Source organism: Pseudonocardia asaccharolytica DSM 44247 = NBRC 16224 (genome assembly GCF_000423625.1).
Taxonomy (GTDB): domain Bacteria; phylum Actinomycetota; class Actinomycetes; order Mycobacteriales; family Pseudonocardiaceae; genus Pseudonocardia; species Pseudonocardia asaccharolytica.
In genome coordinates, this window is the sequence record NZ_AUII01000025.1 from 49,322 (window position 1) to 73,240 (window position 23,919).

The 23,919-nt window shown below is 71.1% G+C and carries 28 protein-coding genes and 3 pseudogenes; 18 read left to right on the forward strand and 13 right to left on the reverse strand.

The features are described from left to right. Positions 1-57: 57 nt before the first annotated feature. Both G567_RS0120120 and recR read left to right on the forward strand, forming a co-directional pair. A complete protein-coding gene (locus G567_RS0120120; protein ID WP_147201140.1) occupies positions 58-402 on the forward strand; it encodes a YbaB/EbfC family nucleoid-associated protein in 345 nt (114 codons plus the stop codon). Between the two features lie 10 nt (positions 403-412). Beyond that, positions 413-1,030: a recombination mediator RecR gene (gene recR / locus G567_RS0120125; protein WP_028931400.1), complete on the forward strand. Its 618-nt coding sequence runs from the start codon at positions 413-415 to the stop codon at positions 1,028-1,030. A gap of 153 nt (positions 1,031-1,183) precedes the next feature. On the opposite strand, the gene G567_RS0120130 is transcribed toward recR, so the two are convergent. After that, complete coding sequence (locus G567_RS0120130) at positions 1,184-1,369, reverse strand: hypothetical protein (RefSeq protein ID WP_028931401.1); 186 nt, start codon at positions 1,367-1,369, stop codon at positions 1,184-1,186. 435 nt (positions 1,370-1,804) lie between these two features. Here G567_RS0120130 and G567_RS0120135 point away from each other — a divergent pair, with 435 nt between their 5' ends. The 3 genes from G567_RS0120135 to G567_RS35650 are packed head-to-tail and all read left to right on the forward strand — an operon-like array spanning position 1,805 to position 3,137. Beyond that, on the forward strand, positions 1,805-2,683 hold the full coding sequence (locus G567_RS0120135; protein WP_028931402.1) for a helix-turn-helix domain-containing protein: 879 nt from the start codon (positions 1,805-1,807) through the stop codon (positions 2,681-2,683). A gap of 12 nt (positions 2,684-2,695) precedes the next feature. Then, entirely contained in the window at positions 2,696-2,881 is a 186-nt protein-coding gene (locus tag G567_RS0120140) for a DUF397 domain-containing protein (RefSeq protein ID WP_028931403.1), read from the forward strand. Between the two features lie 52 nt (positions 2,882-2,933). Then, entirely contained in the window at positions 2,934-3,137 is a 204-nt protein-coding gene (locus tag G567_RS35650; RefSeq protein WP_211223983.1) for a hypothetical protein, read from the forward strand. 356 nt (positions 3,138-3,493) lie between these two features. On the opposite strand, the gene leuA is transcribed toward G567_RS35650, so the two are convergent. Further along, on the reverse strand, positions 3,494-5,299 hold the full coding sequence (gene leuA, locus G567_RS0120150) for a 2-isopropylmalate synthase (RefSeq protein ID WP_028931405.1): 1,806 nt from the start codon (positions 5,297-5,299) through the stop codon (positions 3,494-3,496). Between the two features lie 370 nt (positions 5,300-5,669). Between leuA and G567_RS33470 the strand changes: the two are divergent. From G567_RS33470 to G567_RS0120190, 9 genes and pseudogenes are all read left to right on the forward strand, one after another. Beyond that, positions 5,670-6,065: pseudogene (locus G567_RS33470) on the forward strand (2-oxo-4-hydroxy-4-carboxy-5-ureidoimidazoline decarboxylase); the annotation flags it as partial. Between the two features lie 179 nt (positions 6,066-6,244). After that, positions 6,245-6,552: pseudogene (uraH, locus tag G567_RS30110) on the forward strand (hydroxyisourate hydrolase). A gap of 130 nt (positions 6,553-6,682) precedes the next feature. Beyond that, positions 6,683-6,910 (forward strand): annotated as a pseudogene (locus G567_RS34910) (factor-independent urate hydroxylase); the annotation flags it as partial. Next, the gene (locus G567_RS30115) at positions 6,907-7,368 is read left to right on the forward strand and encodes a nucleoside deaminase (protein WP_037057750.1); all 462 of its coding nucleotides are present in this window, start codon (positions 6,907-6,909) and stop codon (positions 7,366-7,368) included. The pseudogene G567_RS34910 and the gene G567_RS30115, both read left to right, overlap by 4 nt. A 10-nt stretch (positions 7,369-7,378) precedes the next feature. After that, positions 7,379-7,567 carry a hypothetical protein gene (locus tag G567_RS0120170; RefSeq protein ID WP_028931407.1) on the forward strand — a complete coding sequence of 63 codons (189 nt, stop codon included), beginning with the start codon at positions 7,379-7,381 and terminating at the stop codon, positions 7,565-7,567. 84 nt (positions 7,568-7,651) lie between these two features. Next, complete coding sequence (locus G567_RS0120175; RefSeq protein WP_028931408.1) at positions 7,652-7,954, forward strand: hypothetical protein; 303 nt, start codon at positions 7,652-7,654, stop codon at positions 7,952-7,954. 225 nt (positions 7,955-8,179) lie between these two features. Then, positions 8,180-9,445 (forward strand): aspartate kinase, encoded by a 1,266-nt coding sequence (locus G567_RS0120180; RefSeq protein WP_028931409.1) that lies wholly within the window; start codon positions 8,180-8,182, stop codon positions 9,443-9,445. Further along, a complete protein-coding gene (locus tag G567_RS0120185; RefSeq protein ID WP_028931410.1) occupies positions 9,442-10,509 on the forward strand; it encodes an aspartate-semialdehyde dehydrogenase in 1,068 nt (355 codons plus the stop codon). The genes G567_RS0120180 and G567_RS0120185 overlap by 4 nt, the downstream gene beginning before the upstream one ends. A 153-nt stretch (positions 10,510-10,662) precedes the next feature. After that, a complete protein-coding gene (locus G567_RS0120190) occupies positions 10,663-11,169 on the forward strand; it encodes a beta-class carbonic anhydrase (protein ID WP_028931411.1) in 507 nt (168 codons plus the stop codon). Positions 11,170-11,171: 2 nt separating this feature from the next. Here the strand turns inward: G567_RS0120190 and G567_RS0120195 are convergent, their stop codons facing one another. Genes G567_RS0120195 through G567_RS33475 form a run of 6 tightly spaced genes read right to left on the reverse strand, consistent with a single transcriptional unit; the run spans position 11,172 to position 15,307 of the window. Continuing rightward, positions 11,172-12,221 carry an endonuclease/exonuclease/phosphatase family protein gene (locus G567_RS0120195; protein ID WP_028931412.1) on the reverse strand — a complete coding sequence of 350 codons (1,050 nt, stop codon included), beginning with the start codon at positions 12,219-12,221 and terminating at the stop codon, positions 11,172-11,174. Positions 12,222-12,261: 40 nt separating this feature from the next. Continuing rightward, positions 12,262-13,452 carry an MFS transporter gene (locus G567_RS30120; RefSeq protein ID WP_161631730.1) on the reverse strand — a complete coding sequence of 397 codons (1,191 nt, stop codon included), beginning with the start codon at positions 13,450-13,452 and terminating at the stop codon, positions 12,262-12,264. A 58-nt stretch (positions 13,453-13,510) separates the two neighbouring features. Then, positions 13,511-13,915 carry a DCC1-like thiol-disulfide oxidoreductase family protein gene (locus tag G567_RS0120205; RefSeq protein ID WP_051233338.1) on the reverse strand — a complete coding sequence of 135 codons (405 nt, stop codon included), beginning with the start codon at positions 13,913-13,915 and terminating at the stop codon, positions 13,511-13,513. Positions 13,916-13,964: 49 nt separating this feature from the next. Continuing rightward, positions 13,965-14,801, reverse strand: coding sequence for an RNA-guided endonuclease InsQ/TnpB family protein (locus G567_RS30125; protein WP_211223984.1), 837 nt, complete (start codon positions 14,799-14,801; stop codon positions 13,965-13,967). Positions 14,802-14,846: 45 nt separating this feature from the next. Next, on the reverse strand, positions 14,847-15,140 hold the full coding sequence (locus G567_RS35655; protein WP_211223985.1) for a helix-turn-helix domain-containing protein: 294 nt from the start codon (positions 15,138-15,140) through the stop codon (positions 14,847-14,849). Further along, the gene (locus G567_RS33475; RefSeq protein WP_211223986.1) at positions 15,137-15,307 is read right to left on the reverse strand and encodes a transposase; all 171 of its coding nucleotides are present in this window, start codon (positions 15,305-15,307) and stop codon (positions 15,137-15,139) included. Before G567_RS33475 ends, G567_RS35655 begins: the two co-directional genes overlap by 4 nt. A gap of 111 nt (positions 15,308-15,418) precedes the next feature. Between G567_RS33475 and arsC the strand changes: the two genes are divergently transcribed. After that, on the forward strand, positions 15,419-15,781 hold the full coding sequence (arsC, locus tag G567_RS0120220; protein ID WP_028931414.1) for an arsenate reductase (glutaredoxin): 363 nt from the start codon (positions 15,419-15,421) through the stop codon (positions 15,779-15,781). Between the two features lie 7 nt (positions 15,782-15,788). On the opposite strand, the gene G567_RS0120225 is transcribed toward arsC, so the two are convergent. Genes G567_RS0120225 through G567_RS0120235 form a run of 3 tightly spaced genes read right to left on the reverse strand, consistent with a single transcriptional unit; the run spans position 15,789 to position 19,761 of the window. Further along, positions 15,789-17,630, reverse strand: a complete 1,842-nt coding sequence (locus G567_RS0120225) for a S9 family peptidase (RefSeq protein WP_028931415.1) — start codon at positions 17,628-17,630, stop codon at positions 15,789-15,791. Between the two features lie 34 nt (positions 17,631-17,664). After that, positions 17,665-18,819 (reverse strand): MalY/PatB family protein, encoded by a 1,155-nt coding sequence (locus G567_RS0120230; RefSeq protein ID WP_028931416.1) that lies wholly within the window; start codon positions 18,817-18,819, stop codon positions 17,665-17,667. A gap of 12 nt (positions 18,820-18,831) precedes the next feature. Then, positions 18,832-19,761 (reverse strand): cation diffusion facilitator family transporter, encoded by a 930-nt coding sequence (locus tag G567_RS0120235; protein WP_037057751.1) that lies wholly within the window; start codon positions 19,759-19,761, stop codon positions 18,832-18,834. A gap of 83 nt (positions 19,762-19,844) precedes the next feature. Here G567_RS0120235 and G567_RS0120240 point away from each other — a divergent pair, with 83 nt between their 5' ends. Both G567_RS0120240 and G567_RS0120245 read left to right on the forward strand, forming a co-directional pair. Then, positions 19,845-20,270, forward strand: coding sequence for a DUF1707 SHOCT-like domain-containing protein (locus G567_RS0120240; protein ID WP_028931418.1), 426 nt, complete (start codon positions 19,845-19,847; stop codon positions 20,268-20,270). A 114-nt stretch (positions 20,271-20,384) separates the two neighbouring features. Continuing rightward, entirely contained in the window at positions 20,385-21,557 is a 1,173-nt protein-coding gene (locus G567_RS0120245) for an LLM class flavin-dependent oxidoreductase (protein WP_028931419.1), read from the forward strand. Between the two features lie 40 nt (positions 21,558-21,597). Here G567_RS0120245 and G567_RS0120250 read toward each other — a convergent pair whose 3' ends face one another. Continuing rightward, the gene (locus G567_RS0120250; protein ID WP_147201139.1) at positions 21,598-22,062 is read right to left on the reverse strand and encodes a hypothetical protein; all 465 of its coding nucleotides are present in this window, start codon (positions 22,060-22,062) and stop codon (positions 21,598-21,600) included. 45 nt (positions 22,063-22,107) lie between these two features. Between G567_RS0120250 and G567_RS34430 the strand changes: the two genes are divergently transcribed. Next, positions 22,108-22,245 (forward strand): hypothetical protein, encoded by a 138-nt coding sequence (locus G567_RS34430; protein WP_154667168.1) that lies wholly within the window; start codon positions 22,108-22,110, stop codon positions 22,243-22,245. A 3-nt stretch (positions 22,246-22,248) separates the two neighbouring features. On the opposite strand, the gene G567_RS30135 is transcribed toward G567_RS34430, so the two are convergent. Further along, complete coding sequence (locus G567_RS30135; RefSeq protein WP_051233339.1) at positions 22,249-22,980, reverse strand: FprA family A-type flavoprotein; 732 nt, start codon at positions 22,978-22,980, stop codon at positions 22,249-22,251. Positions 22,981-23,919: the final 939 nt, after the last annotated feature.

A 23,919-nucleotide genomic window follows, 5' to 3' on the forward strand; every position in this document is an offset into this window, starting at 1 on the left:
TTACGCTGCAGAGAGGCGGTGTTCCCACCGAACACCGCGCGGGGACGAAGGAGAGCGCTGGTGCAACCGGGTCAGCCCGATATGGCGATGATTCTCCAGCAGGCGCAGAAGATGCAGGAGCAGTTGGTGGCCGCGCAGGCCGAGCTGGCCGAGACCGAGGTCACGGGCCAGGCCGGGAACGGTCTGGTGCAGGTCACGATGACCGCCAGCGGTGAGGTGCGGGCGGTGCGGATCGATCCCAAGGTTGCCGACCCGGACGACGTGGAGACGCTGCAGGACCTCGTGGTCGGCGCGATCCACGATGCGACTGGGGCCGCGCAGCGCATGCAGGCAGAGAAGATGGGCCCGCTCGCCGGCGGGTTGGGCGACGTGGCCGGCGGGCTGGGTCTGCCGGGCGCTTGATCGGGCAGCGGTGTTCGAGGGACCGGTCCAGGACCTGATCGACGAGCTGGGCAGGCTGCCCGGTGTCGGGCCGAAGAGCGCGCAGCGCCTCGCGTTTCACCTGCTGGCGGCCGATCCTGCCGACGTCACCCGGCTGCAGGACGTCCTGCAGCGGGTCAAGCAGGGGGTCCGATTCTGCGATGTCTGCGGCAACGTTTCGGAGAAGGAACGCTGCCGCTACTGCTCCGACGCCCGACGAGACCCTACGATCGTCTGCGTCGTGGAGGAGGCCAAGGACGTGCTGGCCGTCGAGCGGACGCGGGAGTTCAAGGGCCGCTATCACGTGCTCGGCGGAGCGCTCGATCCGCTGGCCGGGATCGGGCCCGATGCGCTGCGGATCCGCGAGCTGCTCGCCCGGCTCGGCGGCACCGGTCCGGCGCCCGACGAGACCGAGATCGCCGAGGTCATCATCGCGACCGACCCGAACACCGAGGGTGAGGCCACGGCGACCTACCTGGTGCGGCTGCTGCGTGAGTTCCCGGGATTGACGGTCACCCGGCTTGCGTCCGGCCTGCCGATGGGTGGCGATCTGGAGTTCGCCGACGAGCTCACGCTCGGCCGGGCGCTATCGGGGCGGCGGGCGCTGTAGCGGCCCCCGACCGCCGTGACCGCCGGCCACGGTGGTCGTCACGCCCGGGTGGCGTGGCGGCCGGATCCGTGATCCGGCGGTCGGCGTTCGAGGAATGTGGCGGCGGCGCCGACCCCCCGGCGGCGTGACCTCCCCATCCGTCCTTGTTCGTCCTCATTCATCCTCGTCTGCCCAGCTGTCGTAGCCATGGGCCGATCGTTCGAGCTGGCGGTCTTCCCAGTCGCGGCGTCGCTCGGCGGCGACCCACCGCCACTGGGCGGCGTTGGCGGCGTCGAGAATGCCGACGATGACACCGATCGTGAGTAGAACGCCGAAGCCCACGGCGATCACGGTGATCATTGCGACCACCTGCCTCGGCGGACGGTGACAACCTTCGCCGCAGCGTGGCCGGTGGTGTGGCTGGCTTCCATCTCCTCTCCCCCTTTCGTTCTCTCCCGCACCGGCGGTTGCCGGTGCCGTGGCTCCCGGCGGTGGCCGGGGCGGGACTGAAAGCGCGGTCGCCCGGGTTACGGGCGAGTGTGCGACAGAGGTGGCCGGGGCGGGTCGCGGCGGAGCTCGGCCGGTTGGTGATCACGGCGACCTCCTCTCCCGACTGTGGCCCGAGCGGGTGGAGGTGACCCTGACCGCTGGTAGGCCATCTGTGCTTAGATTGCCCTATGGCAGTGCGTTGTGCAATTGCACGGCCATGGGGCAGAGGGAAAGACCCGTCCGGAGCAGCGACAGGTCACGCTGTGTAGCGACGGAGCGGTCTCATCGGCTCACGGGGAAGGGGAGATGGCTGCAGCGCAGGGTCCGGCCGGGCCGAGGCGTCGCCTCGGCGCCGAACTGCGCCGGCTCCGCAGCAAGGCCGGGATGCATCTCGAGGACGTGGCCCGTCAGCTCGACTGTTCGACGTCGAAGATCAGCAGGCTGGAGACGGGCAAGGGCGTCCCGAAGCTGCCGGACGTCCGCGAGCTGATGCGGATCTATGGCGTCACCGCCGATACCGAGCGCGACATGCTGCTGCGGCTGGTCAAGGACAGCCGCGCGCAGGGCTGGTGGGAGCCGTACACGGAGGGCGTGCAGCCGGCCCGGCATGTCCTGGAGTCGCCGGGTCGTTACGCGGCGCTGGAAACCGAGGCCGTCGCGAACCGGAGCTTCACGGCGATGGTGCTGCCCGGCCTGCTCCAGACCGCCGCCTACGCGGAGGTGCTCCTGTCGGCGATCCTGCCGCACCACCCCGAACGCGATATCGGAAGCCTCGTCGAGCTGCGGATGCGGCGTCAGCAGGCGCTGTACCGCGCGGAGCGGCCGCTGGAGCTGTCCGTCGTCATCGATGAGGCCCTGCTGTGTCGGGTCGTGGGCGGGCCGGAGCTGATGACGGCACAGCTGAGGGCGATCGCGGAGAAGGCCGACATGGCCAATGTGGAGGTACGAGTGCTGCCGTTCGAGGGCGGTGTCCACCGCGCCCACGTCGGGCAGTTCACGATTCTCGAGCTACCCAAGCCGCTCGGCGACGTCGTCTACATCGAAAGCCATGCGGGAGACACCTATTTGGACTCCGACGACGACATCAAACTGTACAAAGAGGTCTTCGCTGACGTCGCTGCCCGGGCCCTGCCGCCTCCCGAGACCAAGATCATGATCGCGGAGTATCTTCGCCGCTACACGTGAGGAAGGTGGGTCGTGACCGAGTTCGTCACCAGCAGTTTCTGCAACTTCGGCGAGTGCGTCGAGATCGGGCGCGGCCCGGACGGGACCATGCTCGTGCGGGACAGCAAGAACCGCGAGCAGGAGCCGCTGACGTTCAGTCGTGCGGAGTGGGTAGCCTTCGTCGCCGGGGTCAAGAACGGGGAGTTCGACCCGTCCTGAGCCGCCGGACGCGGACCCGCGTTCGTCGGTGGCCGTCGCCGGCGTCCGCGCCATGAGCGAACAGCCCGACCCCATGATGGCCCGCATCTCCGTCGCGATCGAGCAGTCCCGCGCCGGGAAGACCGTGGCCGCGGCCGCCGAGTCCGACGCGATCTGGGCCGAGATCGGCGGCGCGGCCGGTGATCCGTTCCACCGCTGCGTGCAGGCCATCACGCTTCTCTGCAAGTCAAGGGCTTCTATCCGTCGCTGCACCTGAACCTTGCGGAGGACTACCGCAAGCTGGGCGACCTGGCCCGGGCTCGCGAGCACCTCCGCCTGGCACGGGAGCGGCTGCACCATCTGACCAACGTGCCCACCGGATATGCCGACACGATCCGCACCGCGCCCGACCGCGTCGAGCGCGACGTGGCCGCAGCCTCGTGAGCGTGGCTCTCGTCGGCCGGGTGGAGAGCCGGCCGGGGCGTCGGAAGGGGTGTACTCCGACGCCCCGGGCGTGACCCGGCGGACGAGATCGTCGTCGACCGGGACAGGTGGTGTTGACCGCGCGTGACCTGGCCGCGGCCTCGTGTGCGGCAATGATCGCCAGAGCGGTCGTCGCCGCGCACGGGCGCGTCAGCGCATGGCGCGGTTGACCGCCGAGACGACGGCCTTGAGCGAGGCACTCACGATCGAGCCGTTGATCCCGACGCCCCAGAGGACCTTCTCGTCCACCGCGCATTCGACGTAGGCCGCGGCCCGGGCATCGTCGCCTGCCGACATCGCGTGCTCGTGGTAGTCGAGCACGCGGACGTCGAAGCCGATCCCGGCGAGGGCATCGACGAAGGCCGCGATCGGGCCGTTGCCGCTGCCGGTGATCTCGTGGACGTCGTTCTCCACGCGGACCGTGGCGACGATCTCGTCGGTCCCCTCTCCGTCGCTGGACAGCCGATGGCGGATCAGCTTCAGGGGGGTGGTGCGCTCCAGGTACTCGGTGTCGAAGACGTCGCGCATCTCCTTGGGGGAGACCTCGCCGCCCTGCGAGTCGGTGACCTCCTGGACGACTCGGGAGAACTCCATCTGCAACCGCCGCGGCAGATCCATCTGGTGCTCGGTCTTCATGATGTAGGTGACGCCGCCCTTGCCGGACTGCGAGTTCACCCGGATCACGGCCTCGTAGGTGCGGCCGATGTCCTTCGGGTCGACCGGCAGATACGGGACCTCCCAACGGAAGTCGTCGACGTCCACACCGGCCGAGGCGGCGTCGTCCTGCATCGCCTTGAAACCCTTGTTGATCGCGTCCTGATGGCTGCCGGAGAAGGCGGTGTAGACCAGGTCGCCACCCCACGGGTGGCGTTCGTGGACCGGCAGCTGGTTGCAGTACTCGACGGTGCGGCGGATCTCGTCGATATCGGAGAAGTCGATCTGCGGGTCGATGCCCTGGGTGAACAGGTTCATCCCCAGGGTCACCAGGTCGACGTTGCCGGTGCGCTCGCCGTTGCCGAACAGGCAGCCTTCGATGCGGTCGGCGCCGGCCTGGTAGCCCAGCTCGGCGGCGGCCACGGCGGTCCCGCGGTCGTTGTGCGGGTGCAGCGACAGCACGATCCCCTCGCGCCGGGCCAGGTTGCGGTGCATCCACTCGATCGAGTCGGCGTAGACGTTCGGGGTGGCCATCTCGACGGTCGCCGGCAGGTTGACGATCATCGGCGACTCCGGCGTCGGCTGCCAGATCTCGCTGACGGCGTTGCAGACGTCCACGGCGTACTGCAGTTCGGTGCCGGTGTAGGACTCCGGGGAGTACTCGAAGCGCCATTCGGTGTCGGGGTATTTCTCGCTGAACCGCTGCACCTCCTCGGCTCCGCTGGTGGCGATCTTGGCGATGCCGGCGCGGTCGGCCCGGAACACGACGCGGCGCTGCAGGATCGACGTCGAGTTGTAGAGGTGCACGATCACCCGGGGGGCGCCCTCGCACGCCTCGTAGGTGCGCTCGATCAGCTCGGGCCGCGACTGGGTCAGCACCTGGATGGTGACGTCGTCCGGGATCACATCACCCTCGATGATCTCGCGGACGAAGTCGAAGTCGGTCTGGCTCGCGGCCGGAAAGCCGACCTCGATCTCCTTGTAGCCCATGCGTACCAGCAGTTCGAACATCCGGCGCTTGCGGGCCGGGCTCATCGGGTCGATCAGCGCCTGGTTGCCGTCGCGCAGGTCCACCGCGCACCACAGCGGAGCCTTGGTGATCCGCTTCTCGGGCCAGGTGCGGTCGGGCAGCGAGACCGGCTCGACCAGCTCGTGGAACGGGCGATACCGGTGGATCGGCATATCGGAGCCGCGCTGCGGGTTCCAGGGGGCCTGGTCCTTCGGCGCCGGGCGCGACGGTGTGCGCAGCCGACTGGCGGACGGGGAGGTGGAGGCGTCGGACGACGCGGTCGGCGAGCTCATGATGGTGGCTCCTTCGGGTTGCTGCCGGATCATTGACCGGCGAGCACGCCGAACACCGCGACGAGGGGCCGGTCGGTCAGACCCCGCCGCGGCTGCGAAGGAGCAGGTGCGCCACGGAGGAGAGGGTAACGGAACATCCGGGGGCCGGGGCAAGGGGATCCCGGGCGGTCCTGCTCACACGGCCACTCGATCGGGCCGCCCGTCCACAGCTGTGAGTCCAACATGGACAAGCTGGCGCGGGCGCCGAGGATGAACCGCTCGAGCTGTCGATGCGCAACGCGATGAGCACCGGCACGGTGCTGCCCACCGGGCAGAAGGTCGACGGCCCGGCGTCCGTTCGCGGCGGGGGACCGGCAGCGCAGCCGTGCCGATGGCGAGCACGAGCGCGCGGGCCTGGCGGATCGCACAAACGACCCAGTGCCCGACGTGGGTGGTCGAGCGGGCGTTCGACCGCAGGCCGTTCGCCGACGTCTCCGATCTGCGCTCGGCGTTCCAGGAGGCGCTGATCTCCGGGACGTGCGACGAGCAGCGCGACCTGATGGCCTTCTACCCCGGTCTCGGCGCCGACGCGGTGGCCGAGGGCGAGGCGGGCGAGGACTCGACGCGCGACCAGTCGTCGGCGGGCCTGACCCGGCCGTCGGACTCCGACCACGCCGAGTTCTGCCGGTTGACCGCGGCCTACCGGGAGCGGTTCGGGATCCCGCTGATCGTGTGCGTGCGCGACGCCGAGAAGCGGGAGACGATCCTGCACGACGGCTGGCAGCGGCTGCAGAACCCGACGGGGAGCATCGTGAACCTCGACGCGTTCAACGCCCTACCCGCTGCCGCCGAGGGCGCGCTGCTGGGCAACGACCCGGCGACCGAGCGCGTCGTGGTGCGCCGCGAGCTGGCCGCGATCAACCGGATCCGGCTGGACCGGCTGATCTCGGAGGAGGCTGCACGACCCTGTCCACCCACGTGCTCGACGCCGCGCTCGGCCCGCCGCCGGCGTCGCCGTCCGGCTGTTCCGCGGCGACGACCTGGTCGCCGAGGCGAAGACCGACGACGACGGGCGGGTGCGGGAACTGGTGCCCGGGCTCGCCGCGGGCACCCACCGGCTCGCCTTCGGCACCGGCGACTACTTCACCGCCACCGGCCAGCGGGGGTTCTACCCTGAGCTCGCCGTCACCTTCACCGTCACCGACCCGACACAGCACCACCACGTGCCGCTGCTGCTGTCGCCGTTCGCCTACTCGACCTACCGAGGGAGCTGACATGGGCATCGTGCTGGGAGGCAACCAGTACGGGCAGCCGACCGACACCCGGAAGAACACCGGCTACGTCTTCGCCGAGGAGAAGGCCCTGCGCGAGATCGAGACCTACGCGTTTGCGCTGGGCCGGCACTTCGTCGAGGATGTTTCGCTCGCGCTGCAGCAGACGCTGTGGGAGATGGGTCGCGCGGTGCTGCAGGCGCATCCGGAGATCGCGGAGCTCGACCTCTCGGCGCCGAAGAAGCACCGCTTCCTCGTTGACCTCGCGCCGTTCGGGCTGGACAACCCCGGCGAGGTGTTCTATGCCGCCGACCGGCCGTACGGGCTGATCGAGTACACCGTCACCAGGGACGAGTCGTGAGTGCCTGGCTGGCCGAGGCCGTGGAGCTGGCCCGGCGCAACGTGGCCGAGGGCGGCGGACCGTTCGGGGCGCTGGTCGTGGCGGACGGCGCCGTGCTGGGCCGCGGGGTCAACCGGGTCACCCGCGACGCCGACCCGACGGCGCACGCCGAGGTCGTCGCGATCCGGGCGGCCTGCCGGGCGATCGGCGACTTCCGGCTGAGCGGCGCCACGCTCTACAGCTCGTGCGAACCGTGCCCGCTGTGCCTGTCGGCGGTGCTGTGGGCCCGGCTGGACCGGGTGGAGTACGCGGCCGACCGCTACGACGCGGCCCGCGGCGGGTTCGACGACCTGGCGTTCTACGAGCTGTTCGGCACGCCCCGCGCGCAGTGGCCGACGCCGGTGGTCGCCGTGCCGGTCGAGGGGCGCGCCGCGCCGTTCGACGCATGGCTGGCGGCGGAGACGAAGGTCGCGTACTGAGCTCCGCATCATGATTCGGCGTGGGCGGTGCTCGGCCGACACCGACTTCGCCCGGTTCGCCGCAGCCGGGACCGCTGCGGCGTACCCGCTCACCGACCTCGAGCCCGACCCGGCACGGTGCATGGCCGAGCCGGGACCGCTGCTCACGGCGACCGCCCGCCGGATCGCTCGTCGTCTCACCGGTGATCTCGTGGCGTGACGATCCGCGACACGCCCGATCGGAGATCTTCTGCCCCGGGTGTCGTCGGCGTGCCACGATGCAGGCCGACAGCAGGGAGGGCTCATGGGCGTGGGGACCGCGCCGCGCCGCGGCGCGGCGCTGTTGGCCAGCACACTGCGGATCATCGGAACCGCGATCGCGCTCGTCCTGGTCCTGCACGTCGCGCTGACCCTGCTCGAGGCGAACCCCGCGAACCAGCTGACGATCTTCGTGGCCGATCTGGCCGTCCGGTTCAACCTGGGTCTGGCCGACCTGTTCCTGCCCGCCGATCCCAAGCTCGCGGTCGCGCTCAACTACGGGCTCGCCGCCCTCGTCTGGTTCGCGGTCACCGCGGTCGTGGTCCGGATCGTGCGCCGCTTCGCGTGACGTGCAGGCCGGGGTCGACCACGGTCGGTCACCCGTCCGGACTGTGTGCGCCCAGCGGCCCTGTGGGATCCGTCATCGGCGTCAGCGCGGTTGGGTGCCACAGGTAGGCTCGATGTCCGACCAGCGCTCGGGAATGCGGCGATGCCATCGCGTCGATCCGCGTGCCGGGTGGGAAACCGCAAACGCCGGCGGCACCCGGTCGCGGGGCAGGAACAGGAGGTCGGGGTGGCCCTCGTCGTGCAGAAGTACGGCGGCTCATCGGTTCAGGACGCGGAGCGCATCAAGAAGGTCGCCGAGCGCGTCGTCCGCGCCCGCAAGGAGGGACACGACGTCGTCGTGGTCGTCTCGGCGATGGGCGATCACACCGACGAGCTGACCGATCTTGCCAAGCAGATCTGCCCGGCCCCGCCGGCCCGGGAGATGGACATGCTGCTCACCGCGGGTGAACGGATCTCCAACGCGCTCGTCGCGATGGCCATCCACGCCCTCGGGGCCGAGGCGCGATCGTTCACCGGCTCGCAGGCCGGAATGCTCACCACCGCCAAGCACGGAGACGCGCGCATCGTCAACGTCAATCCGGGCCGGCTGCGCAGCGCACTGGACGAGGGCTCGATCGTCCTCGTCGCGGGTTTCCAGGGCATGAGCGAGGATTCCAAGGACATCACCACGCTCGGCCGCGGCGGCTCGGACACCACCGCGGTGGCGCTCGCCGCCGCGCTGGAGGCCGACGTGTGCGAGATCTACACCGACGTCGACGGCATCTTCTCCGCCGATCCGCGGATCGTGCCCGACGCCCACCGGCTCGACAGCGTCACCTACGAGGAGATGCTGGAGATGGCCGCCTCGGGCGCGAAGGTGCTGCATCTGCGCGCGGTGGAGTATGCGCGCCGTTACAACGTGCCGCTGCGCGTGCGCTGTTCGTACAACGACAAGCCGGGGACGCTGGTCACCGGCTCGATCGAGGAGATTCCGTTGGAGAACCCGATCCTCACCGGGGTCGCGCATGACCGCTCCGAGGGCAAGATCACCATCGTGGGGGTGCCGGACACGCCGGGGATGGCCGCGCGCATCTTCCGCACCATTGCCGACGCCGAGATCAACATCGACATGGTGCTGCAGAACATCTCGCGCGAGTCGGACGGGCGCACCGACATCACCTTCACGCTGCCCCAGAAGGACGGGCCCAGGGCCGTGGCCGCCCTGGGGACCGTCAAGGAGCAGATCGGTTTCGAGGAGCTGATCTTCGATCCGGAGGTGGGTAAGGTTTCGCTGGTGGGCGCCGGTATGCGCAACCACCCCGGCGTCACCGCCACCTTTTGCGAGGCGCTCTCGCAGATCGGGATCAACATCGAGACCATGAACACCTCGGAGATCCGGATCTCGGTGATCTGCCGGGTCGACGAGCTCGATGACGCCGTGCGCGCGCTGCACCAGGCGTTCGACCTCGGCGGTGAGGAGCAGGCCGTCGTGTATGCGGGGAGTGGGCGATGAACCAGCAGGGTCCGGTTGTGGCGATCGTCGGGGCCACCGGTGCGGTCGGTACTACGATGATCGAGATCATCGACGCGCGGCCCTCGGTGCCGTGGGGCGAGATCCGGCTGGTGGCCTCGCCGCGGTCGGCGGGCAAGGTGCTGCGGGTCCGCGGCCAGGACACCACGGTGCAGGCGTTGGCACCGGAGGTCTTCGACGGCGTCGACGTGGCCTTGTTCGACGTCCCGGACGAGGTCAGCGCCGAATGGGCGCCGATCGCGGTCGCGCGGGGAGCGGTGGCCGTCGACAACTCCGGCGCGTTCCGGATGGATCCCGAGGTGCCCCTGGTGGTGCCCGAGGTCAACGCTGCCGACGCCACCAACCGGCCGAAGGGGATCATCGCGAACCCCAACTGCACGACGCTGTCGATGATGGCGGCGATGGGGGCGCTGCACCGCGAGTTCGAGCTGCGCGAGCTGGTCGTCGCCTCCTACCAGGCGGCCTCGGGCGCCGGGCAGCCCGGTATCGACCGGCTCTACGCGGAGCTGGCGGCGCTGGCCGGCAAGCAGGTCGGCAACCGCAGCGGTGACGTGGCCGAGGCCCTTCGCGAGGCCGGGCTCGGCTCCGACTCGCCGTTCCCCGCCCCGCTCGCGCTCAACGTCGTACCGTGGGCGGGCTCGCTCAAGGACGACGGCTGGTCGTCCGAGGAGCTCAAGGTGCGCAACGAGTCGCGCAAGATCCTCGGCATCCCGGACCTCAAGGTGTCGGCCACCTGCGTGCGGGTGCCCGTGGTGACCACCCACGCGCTGGCCGTGCACGCGACGTTCGGACAGGACGTGTCGGTGGACGCGGCCCGCAAGGTCCTCGCCGCCCAGCCGACGATCATGCTGCGCGACGACCCGGCCGCGGGCGAGTGGCCGACCCCGGCCGCCGTCGTCGGCGAGGACCCCACCTGGGTCGGCCGGATCCGGCAGGCGCTCGACTTCCCGAACACCCTCGAGCTGTTCGTGTGCGGGGACAACCTCCGCAAGGGTGCCGCGCTGAACACCTACGAGATCGCCGAGACGGTCGCGGCAAGTCTGTAGGCGCGCCCGGCTCCCTCGCACGTCACGGAGCCATAACGTTCCTGCCATCCGGTTCTCCGGCGCATTATGGAGCCATAATGCGCCGGATCGGGTGGGGCGTGTCCGGCCACATTCGCGTGTGTCGAATGGGCCGTTCCGGTTAGCTTTTCCGCCGTGAGCCATGAGGAACTGGTACGCCGTTACGAGGCCGGCGGCGGGAAGCTCGCCGCCGCGAACGCTGAGGGCCTTGCGGTCCCTCCTTCCCTGCGCACAGCCCTGCTCACCTGCATGGACTCGCGGATCGACACCTTCGCGCTGTTCGGGCTGACGCTCGGTGAGGTGCACGTGCTGCGTAACGCGGGTGGCGTCGTCACCGACGACGTGATCAGATCGCTGACGATCAGTCAGCGCAAACTCGAGACCCGAGACGTGGTGGTCGTCCAGCACACCGGCTGCGGGCTGACCATGTTCAGCGACGACGACTTCTGCGAGGAGCTTGCGACCGAGGTCGGGATGCGTCCGCCGTGGCGCACACACGCCTTCCGCGAACCGGCGCTGAGCGTGCGCCGGGACATGGCCCAGCTGCGCCACGACCCGTTCCTGCTGCCGGAGACGCGGGTTCGCGGTTTTGTGCTGGACACCGAGCGTTTCGTGCTCGAGGAGGTCTACCTCGACGGGTAGGGCTATGGGGCGGCGAAGACCTGTTCGGGCACTCGCAGCGTGGTGACGACGGCGCGGTGGTCGCTGCCGGGGATGTCGTGAATCGAGAACGTCTCCGCGACGATGCCGTCGGTACTGAGGACGTGGTCGATCTGAGGGCCGAGCCAGCGCGGCGCCGAGGTGGGCCACGTCGAAGCGAGCCCCGCCCCGCGCTGGGCGGCGGCGTCGCCGCATTCGGACGTCGCGGTGCGCAGCGTCGAATGGTCCAGGGTGGAGTTCAGGTCGCCCGCGACGATCGCCGGATTCGTGCCCTCGCACCACTGGGAGAGCAGGGCGAGGTCGGCGCGCCACTGCGGGACCGCACCGGCGGTCGGCGCGACCGAGTGGAACGCGACGAAACGCAGCCCGCCCAACGTGCCCCCGGTGACCTCGACATAGGGGAAGGCCGTGTCCCCGATGCCCATCTCGACGTCGCCCAGGGCATCGGAGACGATCGCGGTGACCCCGGCGACGTCGGCCCTTCCCTCCCGGGTCGAGGTCCGCATCTGGTAGCCGAGCGGCTCCACCAGTGGGGCGATCTTGTCGCGGTAACCGGAACCTGCCTCGGTGAGGGAGATGAGATCCGGGCGTGTGGACCGGATCAGCTGGGCGACCGCATCGACGTCGGCCTCACCCAGATAGGTGTTGAAGGTGAGGACGGTGAGCGGTCGCCCGGACGTCGGCAGCGGGTCGGCGATGGCGCGCGGCAGCACTAGCGCGCTCCCGAGGAGCGTCACGATCACGAGGCCCGCGGCGAACGGCCATGCCCGCGGCCGCAGCAGCGTCACCAGCACCGCGAGCGCGGCGAGCACCGCCACCGCGCCGAGCAGCAGCGGCCGGAACGCGATGAGCTGCGCGAACGGGCTGAAGCGGTCCATCTGGAAGAGCAGGTCCGGAAGCACCCCGACGGCCGCGACGACGGTGAGCAGGCCGGCCGCCAGAAATCGCCCGGGCCCACCGCGGCGGGTCCGCGTGGTCGGCGACGAGGAAGGCGGCGGGGCGTCGTGCCGGACGGGGCCAGGGGGAGCGCTCATCACCCGACAGTGTGCCGCATGCGGGGTTCGGCACGCGTGATCACCGGCGTGCGACGAGCGCTGCGACACCGGCCATCGCGACGCCCACCAGCCCGGCGGTGGCGATCGCCGCCGCCGGCGAGAAGGCGTCGATCAGCGCCCCGGCCAGCGGCGCGCCGAACGCCGCACCGAGCGTGATCGCCGATCCCTGCAGCCCCGTGACCAGGCCGCGGACCCGTTCCGGCGCCAGCGCGGCGACGGTGTCGGCGCTCGCGGTGAGCGACGGCGCGCAGGCCAGCCCGGCCGGGACGAGCAGCAGCGCGAAGGTCCACCACGGGCCGCCGAGCGCCACCGGCAGGGTGGCCAGGCCGAGCGCGGCGACCAGCGCGTAGAGGGAGCGCGAACGCTGCGCGGTCCCGTACAGATAGCCACCGACGAGCGAGGACAGGCACCACGCCCCGATGACGACGCCGATCAGGCCGGCCTGCCCGCTGCTCTGCAGCGCGGCGACGACGCCCAGCTCGCTGCCGAAGATGACGGCCGCGGCGGCCGTGGTGGCGAGCAGCGTCGCGACGAGCTGCGGGGTCAGCCACTCCGCGATCGGCCCTGTCTCGCGGCGAACATCGCGTGGCGCCTCGGCCCTGGTCGGCGGGTTGAGCAAGCACAGCGCCACGCCGCCGAGCGCATAGCCCGCGCCGACGGCGATCATCGCGACCGTCGTCGAGACCCCGACCGCGAGTGCCGTCCCGATGGCCGGCCCGAGGATGTAGGACAGCTCGACCGACATCGAGTCCAGGGCGTAGGCCGGGCGTCGCCGCTCGGTGGGGACGAGCGCAGCAATCGCCTGCCGGATCACCGAGTACACCGGCAGGGCCAGCAGGCCGCCGAGCAGCGCGCCCGCGAGCAGTGCCGGATAGGGCAGCCACGGGGCCGCCGACCAGAAGCCGATCTCCGCGCACGTCGTGAGGACGAGGACCGGGCGCAGCCCGCGGCGGTCGATCAGTCGCCCGAGCAGCGGGGCGCCGAGTGCCATCCCGATCGTGTTGGCCGCCCCGACCGCGCCCGCCGCCGCGTACCCGTGGCCGAGGCCGAGCACCACGTGCAGCGTCACCGTGATCGCCGCGGCCGACGCCGGGATCCGCACGAGGAAGCCGGTGAGCGACAGCGCGCCCACCCTGGGCAGGGCGAGGACGTCACGATAGGTGGCGATCCCCGCCCTGGCCTCGGTGGCGCTCGTCGTCGCGGTGGTCACCACGCCATCCTGACCGGTGACCGCGCCGGAGCGGCAACCGGATTTCCGCCGGCGTGGGTCAGTCCACGCGGCCACAGTCGCCGGGGTAGCGGCGACACCACGGGGTGAGGCCCGGGAGCCGGCCGCGGTGCCGGGAGACCCAGTCGTAGACGGCCTCCTGGATGGTCCGGGTGCGCCGGTAGAGCCGCACCGGCAGCTCGGTGCCCAGCGCGACGGCCAGCGCCGCGTTCGCCGCCTCCGCCCCGGCGGCCGTGGTGCCGTCCGCGCCCTTCCAGCGCACCGAGGCCGCGCACTCCGGGACGGTGGCGTCGACGAGCTCGGCCGCGCCCGGTCGCTGCGCGGGCACCGTGGTGATCCGGCTGTCGCGGTCGAGCACACGCAGCCAGCCGAGCGCGCGCATGCAGAACCCGCAGTCGCCGTCGAAGACGAGTGTCCCGGCGGTGAGATTCATGCGGTTGGGCATGGCACCTACGATTGTGACTCCTCCGCCGCGTGAACGCGGCGGCTTCTCGCTAGGCCGCCGGGGCGGCGTCGCGACGGGCAAGCCCTGCCCGCAGCACGTTCACCGCGCCGACCAGGTCGGCGTGGGTGTCCAGGCCGCACCGGAGGCAGCGGAACGCGGCCTGGGTGACGCGGTTCTCCGCACCGCAGTGCCCGCACGAGGGGCACGTGCGGGAGGTGTTGGCGGGGTCCACGGCGATCAGGGTCCGTCCGGCGCTTTCAGCCTTGGCGGTCAGGATCGACAGGAACACCCCCCACCCCGCGTCGAGGATGCTCCGGTTCAGCCCGGCCTTCTGGGCCACGTTCCGCCCGGGTTCGGCGAGGGTGCCGCGGGCGGAGCGGGCCATGTTGGCGATCCGCAGCGCCTCGTGGCAGATCACGTCGTGCCGCCGCACCAGGGCGAGCGCGACCTTGTGGGCGTGGTCGAGCCGTTGGCGGCGGACCTTGCCGTGCAGGGCGGCGACCCGGGCCCGCGCTTGCTTCCGGCGGTTCGAGCCGCGCTGGCACCGAGCGAGCGCCTGCTGCGCCTCGGCGAGCTGGTCGGCAGCGGCCCGAAGATGTCGAGGGTTGTCGATCTGCTCGCCGTCGGAGGTGGTGACGAACGAGGCGACGCCGAGGCCGATGCCCACGGCGCGGCCGGTGGGCGGCAGCGGCGCGGCGGACACGTCCTCGCAGGACACGATCACGTACCAGCGGCGGCCCTCGCGCTTGACGCTGAGTGTCTTGACCCGCCCGGCGATCGGGCGGTGCCGGTGCACCCGCACGTGCCCGACCCCTTGCAGGTAGACCCGGTGTTCGCCGGTGACCGAGTCCCAGCGGCAGCCGTCCCGGTCGGCCGGCCACTCCACGGTGTCGAACCGCCCGGCGCCCCTGAACCTCGGGAAGCCGGGGGTCTACCCGGCCTTGACGCGGCGGAAGAACGCCGCGAACGCCCGGTTCAGCCGGCGCAGGGTGGCCTGCTGGGAGGAGAACGACCAGCGGCCCTGCCCCTCCAGGTCGGCCCGGCGGATCTCGGTGAGCTGCGCGGACTGGTCGCCGTAGCGCACCGACACCCTGCGCATGCGGTACTCCTCCCGCCGCTCCTGCAACGCGGCGTTGTAGAGCGCGCGGTGGTCCTCGAGCATCGCCGTCAACGCGACAGTCTGCCTGGAGGTGGGCCGCAGCAGAAACCTGAACGACCGTCTCACCGGGCCCGCCTCGGGCGCCGGGGCCGCGCGGACCGGGTGGCGAGCAGCTCGCGCAGCCGGGCGGCGACCGGGCCGGTGAGCACGGGGCGGCGGTACTTGAGCCACCAGACGACGTGCAGGCCCAGGTCGTACCCGCCCCCGGCGGATGTCTGCACGTCACGCGACACGCGGACAGTATGCCTGGACCCTGCATCCGATAGAGGGAGGGAGCGCGGAGTCCCCGCCGCCTCAAGGCGACGATCCCCTCCGCGCGATTCTTATGGCTCTACGATGACGGCGTGGCCACTGCTGATCGTCCCGTCGTCTGGCACAACCCGCGCTGCTCGAAGAGCCGTGGCGCGCTCGAGCTGCTCACCGAACGCGGGGTGGACGCCGACGTCGTGCGCTATCTCGACGACGCGCCGAGCCGCGCCGAGCTGGAGGACGTGCTGCGCAGGCTGGGCACGGACGACCCGCGCGCGATCACCCGCACCGGCGAGGCCCGGTACCGCGAGCTCGGTCTGACCGATGCCGACCGGGACGCGCTGCTCGACGCGCTGGCGGCGAACCCGATTCTCATCGAGCGGCCCATCGTGCTGCTCGGCGACCGCGCCGTGGTGGCGCGGCCGCCGGAGCGGCTGCTGGAGCTGCTGGCGGACTGACCCGCCCTCAGCCGACCACACGCCGCGCGAAGTCGATCTCCGTGGCGACGTGCCGCAGGGTCTGCTCGACCACCAGGGAGCCGTGACCGGCGTCGAAACGACTCACTTCGTAGTGCACGGGCTCGGGCAGCGCGGCGAGCGCGTCCAGGTAGTTGTCGATCTGACGGATCGGGCAGCGCGGGTCGTTCTCCCCGGCCAGCACGAGAATCGGCGCGCGCACGTCCGCGACGTAGGTCAGCGGCGAGGCCGTCCGGTAGGTCTCGGGCACCTGCTCGGGTGAGCCGCCGAACAGCGCCCGGTCGAAGGCGCGCAACTGCTCCATCTCGTCGGCGTAGGCGGCCAGGTAGTCGGCCACCGGAACCCCGGCGATCGCGGCGGCCCACCGGGCCGGCTGCGTCCCCGCGGCCAGCAGGGCCAGAAACCCGCCCCACGACCAGCCCTCGACGACGGTCTGCTCCGGGTCGGCCAGCCCGATCGCGACCGCCCAGTCGTGCACGACGGCCACGTCCTCCAGCTCGGTGAGCCCGGGACGGCCCTCGATCGCGTCGCGCCACGGCGACCCGTAGCCCGTCGAACCGCGGTAGTTGATCTCGACGACGGCGAATCCGGCGTCCACCCAGGCCGCCCGGGTCGGGCTGAACCGATCCTCGTCCGCCGCGTGCGGCCCGCCGTGCAGGCTGAACACCGCCGGGTGCGGTCCTTCGCCCGCGGGCCGGGCGATCAGCACATGAATCGGCCCGCCCGCCCCGTTCACCCAAGCGTCCTCGACCGGTACCGATTCCGGCGCAGGCTCGCCGGGCGGGACGAGCAGCTCGCGGTCGCCGCCGTCGGGGTGCAGGGCCCGGATGGACGGCGGCCGCGCTGCCGACGAGCAGGTGTACTCGACCGTCCCGCCGGGGCGGACCCGTGCCGAGCCGATGCATCCGGGTGCGGTGTCCAGCTCGGTCAGCCCGCCGGTGGTCAGGTCGTAGCGGTGCAGGCGGGTGCGCGCGGCATGGGTGTGCCAGACGAGCAGCGCCGCGGCATCCGGGTAGAAGTCGGCGAACAGGTCACCGGGCAGCTCGATGGCCAGCTCGATCTCGCGGTCGGCGACGACGTCCCAGAGCATCAGCTCCTCGCGGCCGCGACGCTCGTGCAGCAACAGCAGCCGCGGATCGCCCGCCACCGGCGCGAAGGCCACCGGGACGAGCCCCCTGCCGGGCCCGTCGGACTTCTCGGCGAGCGTCGACCCGTCGGTGGTGCGCAGCACGCGGACGGCCGGGTGGCGGGAGTCGCCGTGCTCGGAGTGGCTGATCGCGAGCAGCGTCTCGTCCTCGGAGAGCGCGCCGACCCCGGCGTCCTCCGGGTGCTCGTAGACGGCCACGGCCTCGGCCGCGCCGTGGCGGTGCAGCCAGATCCGCGAGCCGTCGTCGGTCGAGGTGCCGACGGCGGTGAGCGTGCGGCCGATCTCCAGCCCGGCGGGGTAGCCGTCCTCGACGCCGGGCACCGCGGCGTTCGGCCGGGCCCCGGTGGGCAGTCCGCCGAAGGGTTCGGCGACCCAGCGGCCGAACTCGTCGCCGTCGGTGTCGTCGAACCACCACAGCGTCGAGCCGTCGGGGGGCAGCTCCGCGCTGTGCGTGCCGCTGCATCTGCTGGTGACCTGGCGGTGCAGGCCGGTGGCCCGGTCCCAGGCGTAGACCTCGGTGGTGCCGCTCGCGTTGGAGGTGTAGACGCTGCGGTCGGGCGCGTCGCGGGCCCAGTCGGGTCGCGACATCCGGGTGGCGGTGAACCGCGCCCGCCAGCGCCGTTCCCATTCGTCGTCGTCGAAGAGCCGCTCGGGGACGGCGGCGACGGGGTGCTGGCTGGTCACGTCGGCAGATCCTGCCGTACCACGCGGCGGGGCATCAGCCGGCCGCCCGGCCCATCCGCTGGACGATCTCGGTCAGTAGCGGGCGGGAGGTGGCGAAGTTCAGCCGTACGTACTGGTCGTAGCCGGTGCCGAAGTCGGCGCCCGGGTTGACGGCCACGCCGGCCCCCTCGAGGAAGAACGCCGCCGGGTCGGCGACGCCGAGGCGGCGGCAGTCCAGCCAGGCGAGGTAGGTGCCGTCCGGGATGCGGTAGCCGATCCCGGGCAGATGTTCGCCGAGCAGTTCGGCGAGCAGGACGCGGTTGCCGTCGAGGTGGTCGAGGACGTGGGCGAGCCACGGGCCGCCCGAGGTGTACGCGGCGATGTTGGCGGCGATGCCCAGCGGCGCGGCCGGGCCGATCTCGGCGAGGGTCAGCCGGTCCCAGCGTTCGGCGTCGGTGGGGGAGCTCAGCACGACCTGGGCGCATTTCAGCCCCGGGATGTTCCAGCCCTTCGACGCCGAGGTGACGGTGACCGCATGCGCCGCGGCCGCGGCGGACACCGTCGGATAGGGGATGTGCCGGGCCGGGCGGTAGGTGAGCGGGGCGTGCACCTCGTCGGCGATCACCCGGCCGCCACAGCGCTCAACCGTCTCGGCCAACGCGGCCAGCTCGTCGCGGGTGGCGACGTGTCCGGTGGGGTTGTGCGGATTGCACAGCAGCACCGTCGCGGCCCCGTCCGCCAACGCGGCGGCCACGGCGTCGAGATCGATCAGTTGGCGGCCGTCGCGGTGGCTCATCGGAACCTCGATCACGGGACGTCCGCACTGCCGGATGACCGCGAAGAACGGTGGATAGGCGGGGGTCGGCAGGACGACGGCCGAGCCGGGTGGGCTGAACGCTTGGATCGCGGCCGCCACGCCCCGCAGGACGTCGCTGACCAGGCGCACGTCACCGGGCTGGACCTGCCAGCCGTAGGCGGTCGCGAGGAACTCCGAGCAGGCGGTGGGCAGGCCGCTCACCTGGTCGGGCGGCGGGTAGCCGAACTCCTGCCGCCCGATGGCGGCGCAGAGGGCGCGGGAGATCGGCTCCGCGGTCTGCACGTCCATCTCGGCGACCCACGCGGCCAGTACGTCCGCCCCGAATCGGGTCCATTTCATCGTCCGACGGCGGCGCAGTACCTCGACGTCGAGATCGTCGAACGGGTTGGCCATGCCGCTATCCGATCACCAGGACAGCTCGGCGCAGCGGGTCCGCGCGCCCGGGGGTTCGATCTGCAGTGTGAAATGCTTCATTCCGTGCCCGTCGGCCAGCAGCTCGCGGGCGAGGGAGAGGACCTCGGCGGGATCGCAGTGCGGCCCCACGGTCAGATGCGCCGAGCCCACCTCCATGCCCGAGGTGAGGGTCCACACGTGCACGTCGTGCACGTCCTCGACGCCCGCGAGCGCGCCGAGCTCGGCGCGGATCGCCGCGACGTCGACGTGCGGGGGTGCGGCCTGCACCAGGATCCGGACCGCCTGCCTGCCCAGCACGAACGTCCGCGGCAGCACGAACAGCCCGATCCCGATCGCGACCACCGGGTCGGCCCAGGTCCAGCCGAACGCGAAGACGGCGGCGCCGGCGAGCAGGACCCCGACCGAGCCGAGGGTGTCGGCGAGCACCTCCAGGTAGGCGCCGCGCAGGTTCAGGCTTTCCTTCGCACCCTCCCGCAGCAGCGCGAAGACCACGAGGTTCGCGGCCAGTCCCGCCGCGGCGGTGGCCATCAGTGGGACGCCGGGGATCTCCGGAGGTTCGGCGAAGCGCTGGACAGCCTCGATGATCACCCATGTGGCCACGCCGAACAGCAGCGCGGCGTTCGCCAGCGCGGCGAGCACCTCGGCCCGGTAGAGCCCGAACGTGTGCCGGTCGGATGCAGCCGAGCGGCGGGCCGCCGTGATCGCGGCCAGTGCCATGCCCACGCCGAGCACGTCGGTGAACATGTGACCGGCGTCCGACAGCAGCGCCAGCGACGACGTGGCGAGCCCGACGACGACCTCGATGGCCAGGAACGTCGCGAGCACGCCGAGCGAGATCCACAGCCGCCGGACATGCCGGGCCGATGCGCTTGCGCCGGCCGGGAAGCCGTGTCCGTGACCGTGTCCATGATCCGCACCCACGCGGGGCAATATATGCAACTATTCGCATGGATACAATCCAGGGGTCGGAAATCGTGTCGGCGGCCCGTGGCACGATGGTTGCCGTGGACGACCTCGCACGCCCGGACGACACCCGGGTGTCCGACGCGGACCGCAGGGCGGTCCAGGACCGGTTGCAGTGGGCGCACGGAGAGGGCCTGCTCGACCTGAACGAGTTCGATGTGCGGACGAGGGCGGTGTGGGACAGCAAGACCCGCGGCGAGCTCGCCCGGCTCACCGGGGACCTGCCCGCCCGGCCCCGTCACCCCGGCCGGCGCCGCGTGTTCTCCGATACGGGCGGGGGCACCGCAATGCGGGTGCTCACGATCGTCTTCGGCAGCATCGCCGCGGTCAACCTGATCGTCTGGGGCCTCGTCGTGCTGACCATCGGGGGGTGGGTCTATCCGTGGTGGGTGTGGACGGTCGCGCCGCCGGGCGCGGTCCTCGGCGTGCTCTACCTGTCGGGGATCGGGCGACCGGATCGCGATTAGCTGTCCACAATCCGCACAGTCCGCGCCGCGTGACCCACGCCATGATCGAGCCATCCGCGACGAGCGGCCCGCACGCGCCGCCGTCGGCGATCGACGACGATCAGGGAGTACCACGTGAGCAGACTGCGGTTCGGCATCTTCCTCGCCCCCTTCCACCCCGCCGGACACAACCCGACCCTCGCGATGCAGCGCGACCTCGAGCTCGTCGAGCATCTCGACCGCCTCGGCTACGACGAGGCCTGGATCGGCGAGCACCACTCCGCGGGCAGCGAGATCATCGCGTCACCGGAGATCTTCATCGCCGCCGCCGCCGAACGGACCCGCAACATCAAGCTGGGCACCGGTGTCACCTCGATCGCCTACCACAACCCGCTGTGGGTGGCCGACCGCATGGTGATGCTCGACCACCTCACTCGCGGACGTTCGATGCTCGGGGTCGGGCCGGGCTCGCTGCCCACCGACTCGGCGATGATCGGGCTGAACCCGACGGACACCCGCGAGCTGCTCGACGTCAACCTCGACATCATCATGCGGCTGCTGCGCGGCGAGGTCGTCACCGAGCAGACCCGCACGCACAACCTCATCGAGGCCCAGCTTCAGCTGCGCCCCTACACCGACCCCTGCTTCGACGTCGCCGTCGCCGCCGTCGCCTCGCCGACCGGGCCGCGGCTGGCCGGCCGGCACGGCGTCGGGCTGCTCTCGATCGGGGCCACCCTGACCCAGGACGGGTTCGACGCGCTGGCCCACCACTGGAACGTCGTCGAGGAGCGAGCCGCGCACCACGGCCAGCCCACGCCGGACCGCTCCGGGTGGCGGCTGGTCGGGTTGATGCACATCGCGGAGACCCGCGAGCAGGCGTACAAGGACGTCGAGTTCGGCATCGAGCAGTGGTTCCGCTACTTCCAGAAGGTCGCCGCGTTCCCGCAGATGGCGGTCGAGGGCGGCAACCTCAAGGAGATGATCGATTTCGTCAACGAGGCCGGCATCGGCGCGATCGGCACAGTCGAGGACGCCCGGGCGCAGGTGCAGCGGCTGGTCGACCAGTCCAACGGCGGGTTCGGCGCGATGCTGCTCATGGCGCACGACTGGGCCAACCCCGAGGCCACCAAGCGCTCCTTCGAGCTCATCGCCCAGCAGGTGTTCCCGCACTTCCAGGGCCAGGCCGAGCCAACCCTCGCGGCCAAGCAGCGGGCCGAACAGACGCGCGAGGCGCACGCGGCGACCCAGATGACCGCCGTCCAGGTGATGACCGAGCGTTATCAGAAGGAACGCGCCGAGCAGGGCTGAGCCCCGCCTCCTGTCTCGCCTGACTTGCAGCATGGTGGCTTTACTCCGGTCCGACCGGAGTAAAGCCAGGGGTGTCGGCGATGAGGAGTTTGCAGCCCTCCGTCACGGTGCGGTGCGCGGCGACGGTGATGTCGCTGCCGAGGCCGGCCAGCCCGAGCGCGATCACCATGAGCGCACCGCAGGTGGCTTCGGCGTCGGCGGCATCGATCTCACCCGCCGCTACCGCCTCGTCCACGATCTCGGCGAAGAGCCCGGCGAACACCCGGTCGCCGGCGGTCTCGGCCAGTTCCTCATGCCGTCGCGCCTCCTCGCGGGCGACGAACATGAACAGCGCCTGCGCCGGGTCCTTCGTCAGCGTCCGGTGGATGACGCCGAGGACGGCCTGGGCCTTGGCCGGGATGTCAAGGTCGTCGACGAGAACGGTGCCGACTGCGCGCCGGATGAGGTCGGGGAGATCGACGTCGCCGGCGACCAGGCGACGTCGGGGTACTGACGCGACGATCATCTGCGCGGTTGTCGTGCCCGCGGCCGGGGCCGAGCTGACCCGGAGATGATCGTCGCGCACAGCCGGGAACGCCTGGCGTCCTACAGGAAGCCGACGATCGTGCACATCGTCGCGGCCCTGCCCAAGAACGCCGTGGGCAAGGTGCTCAAGGCTCGGCTGCGGAAGTCCTACGGGCGCGGATGATCGTCAGCCCGGCTCGGCCATGGGATTCCAGTCGGTCAGCCCGCTCACGTCGTTCTCCCGCAGGGCCCGCAGGTAGCCACGCACCGCGTGCCCGCCCTTGACGCTGCCGTGGTGACACGCGAGCGTCGTGGGGCCGACCGCCTCGATCTTGTCCAGCGCCGAGTCCAGATGCCGCTTGGAGGGGAAGATCCCGATCGCCCGGTAGGCGTCGAGCATCGCGTCGCTCTCATCGCGGTCGATCATTGCCGGGCCGTCGCCGAGGGAAATGAACACGTCGGAGCAGAAGACGGTCCCCGTGGTCGCGTCGTAGGCGAGCATCGAATCCCACTGATGGACGTACGGCGTGACGAGGAAGCGCAGCCGGTGCCTCCCCAGATCCAGCTCGGTGCTCTCGTCGGCCACGATCGGTCGGCGGACCGCGAAATCCGACAGGTTGAGCGCGGCCCCGATCGGGCTACCGACCGGCTCGGCGTGCGGGGCACGTTCGAGGAAGTGGTTGAGCGCGCCCGACTCGTCGCCTTCGAGGTGCGGTACGACGACGTACCTCAGCGCCGTCGGGTCGAGCACCCGGCTCACGGCGTCCCAGGCGTCGTCGAAGGTCTTGCGGTAGCCGGTCTCGATCAACGTCGGCTGCTCGTCGCGGACGAGGAAGAAACTCGTGGTGACGGGGCTGCCGGGCGTCGCACCGAGGTTGATGCGGAAGATCTCGGGTGCGATCTCGTCGACGGTGGCCATGACGTGGCCCCTCTCGCCGGGGTGGGTTCAGCGACGGCCGACGATAGGCGGCGAGGCTGGTCGGGCACCAGACTGCACGCTGCGTTATGGCTCCATAACGTTGCGGGCGGCCGCCTCGACGTAGTTCGCCAGATCGGCGACGATCCCAACTCGCTCGAAGAACTCCGTCGGGTCGAATCCGGCCGCCCGGTGGGCCTCCGCCACAGCGGCCCGTGCCGCGGGAAGGTCCCCCGGCGACGACCACCTGACTATTGTGACGGTGTTGAACCGGCCGGGTCCCGATTCCTTCTCCAACAACACTCGGGCATGCCTGACCTCCAGGGTGCCGTGGTGTGAGCAGTCGCCACGACGCTAAGAGATGAACTCGGCTTGAGGTCAAGCACGCCGCTGGGAGCCTGCTGCGTCGGCTCCGGCTCTCGCGGACGGGCCGGGGTCGGAACGACGAGCGGGCGGCTGCCGGACGTGCCGATCGTGGGCCCGCCCCGGCCGGCCCGGACGCCGACGAACCAACTGGTACCCCCGAATGGCGCCGAGCGGCTCTGGCAGACGGGCGCGGATATCTATACTGGCGACCGCCCAGTGGCTCGAGCGAACGCAATTTTGGGGAGGTTCCTGGACGTCCGCGTCGTTGGCCTATTTCTCGCAGGCCAGCCTTCCGAGGGAAGACTGGCGGGTTTGTATCATTCCGCTTTCGGAGGCCTGGAGGTCGAAAGACAATGGCCATCTACCTAGAGGCTTATTCACACAGGCTCGCGGGCCGGCAGAAATGATGGCACGCCCGGCGTGTTGACGCGAGCGGCAGTCCGATTGTTGAGAGAATTGGGTTACCACACCCAAGCTCCAACAATCGGACCGCCTACATGTACTATACCACCGGCTTCTCCCGTGAGGAGATTGTCGATCTCTGCGCGATGATCCACCAGTCAACGGCTCGAGCGG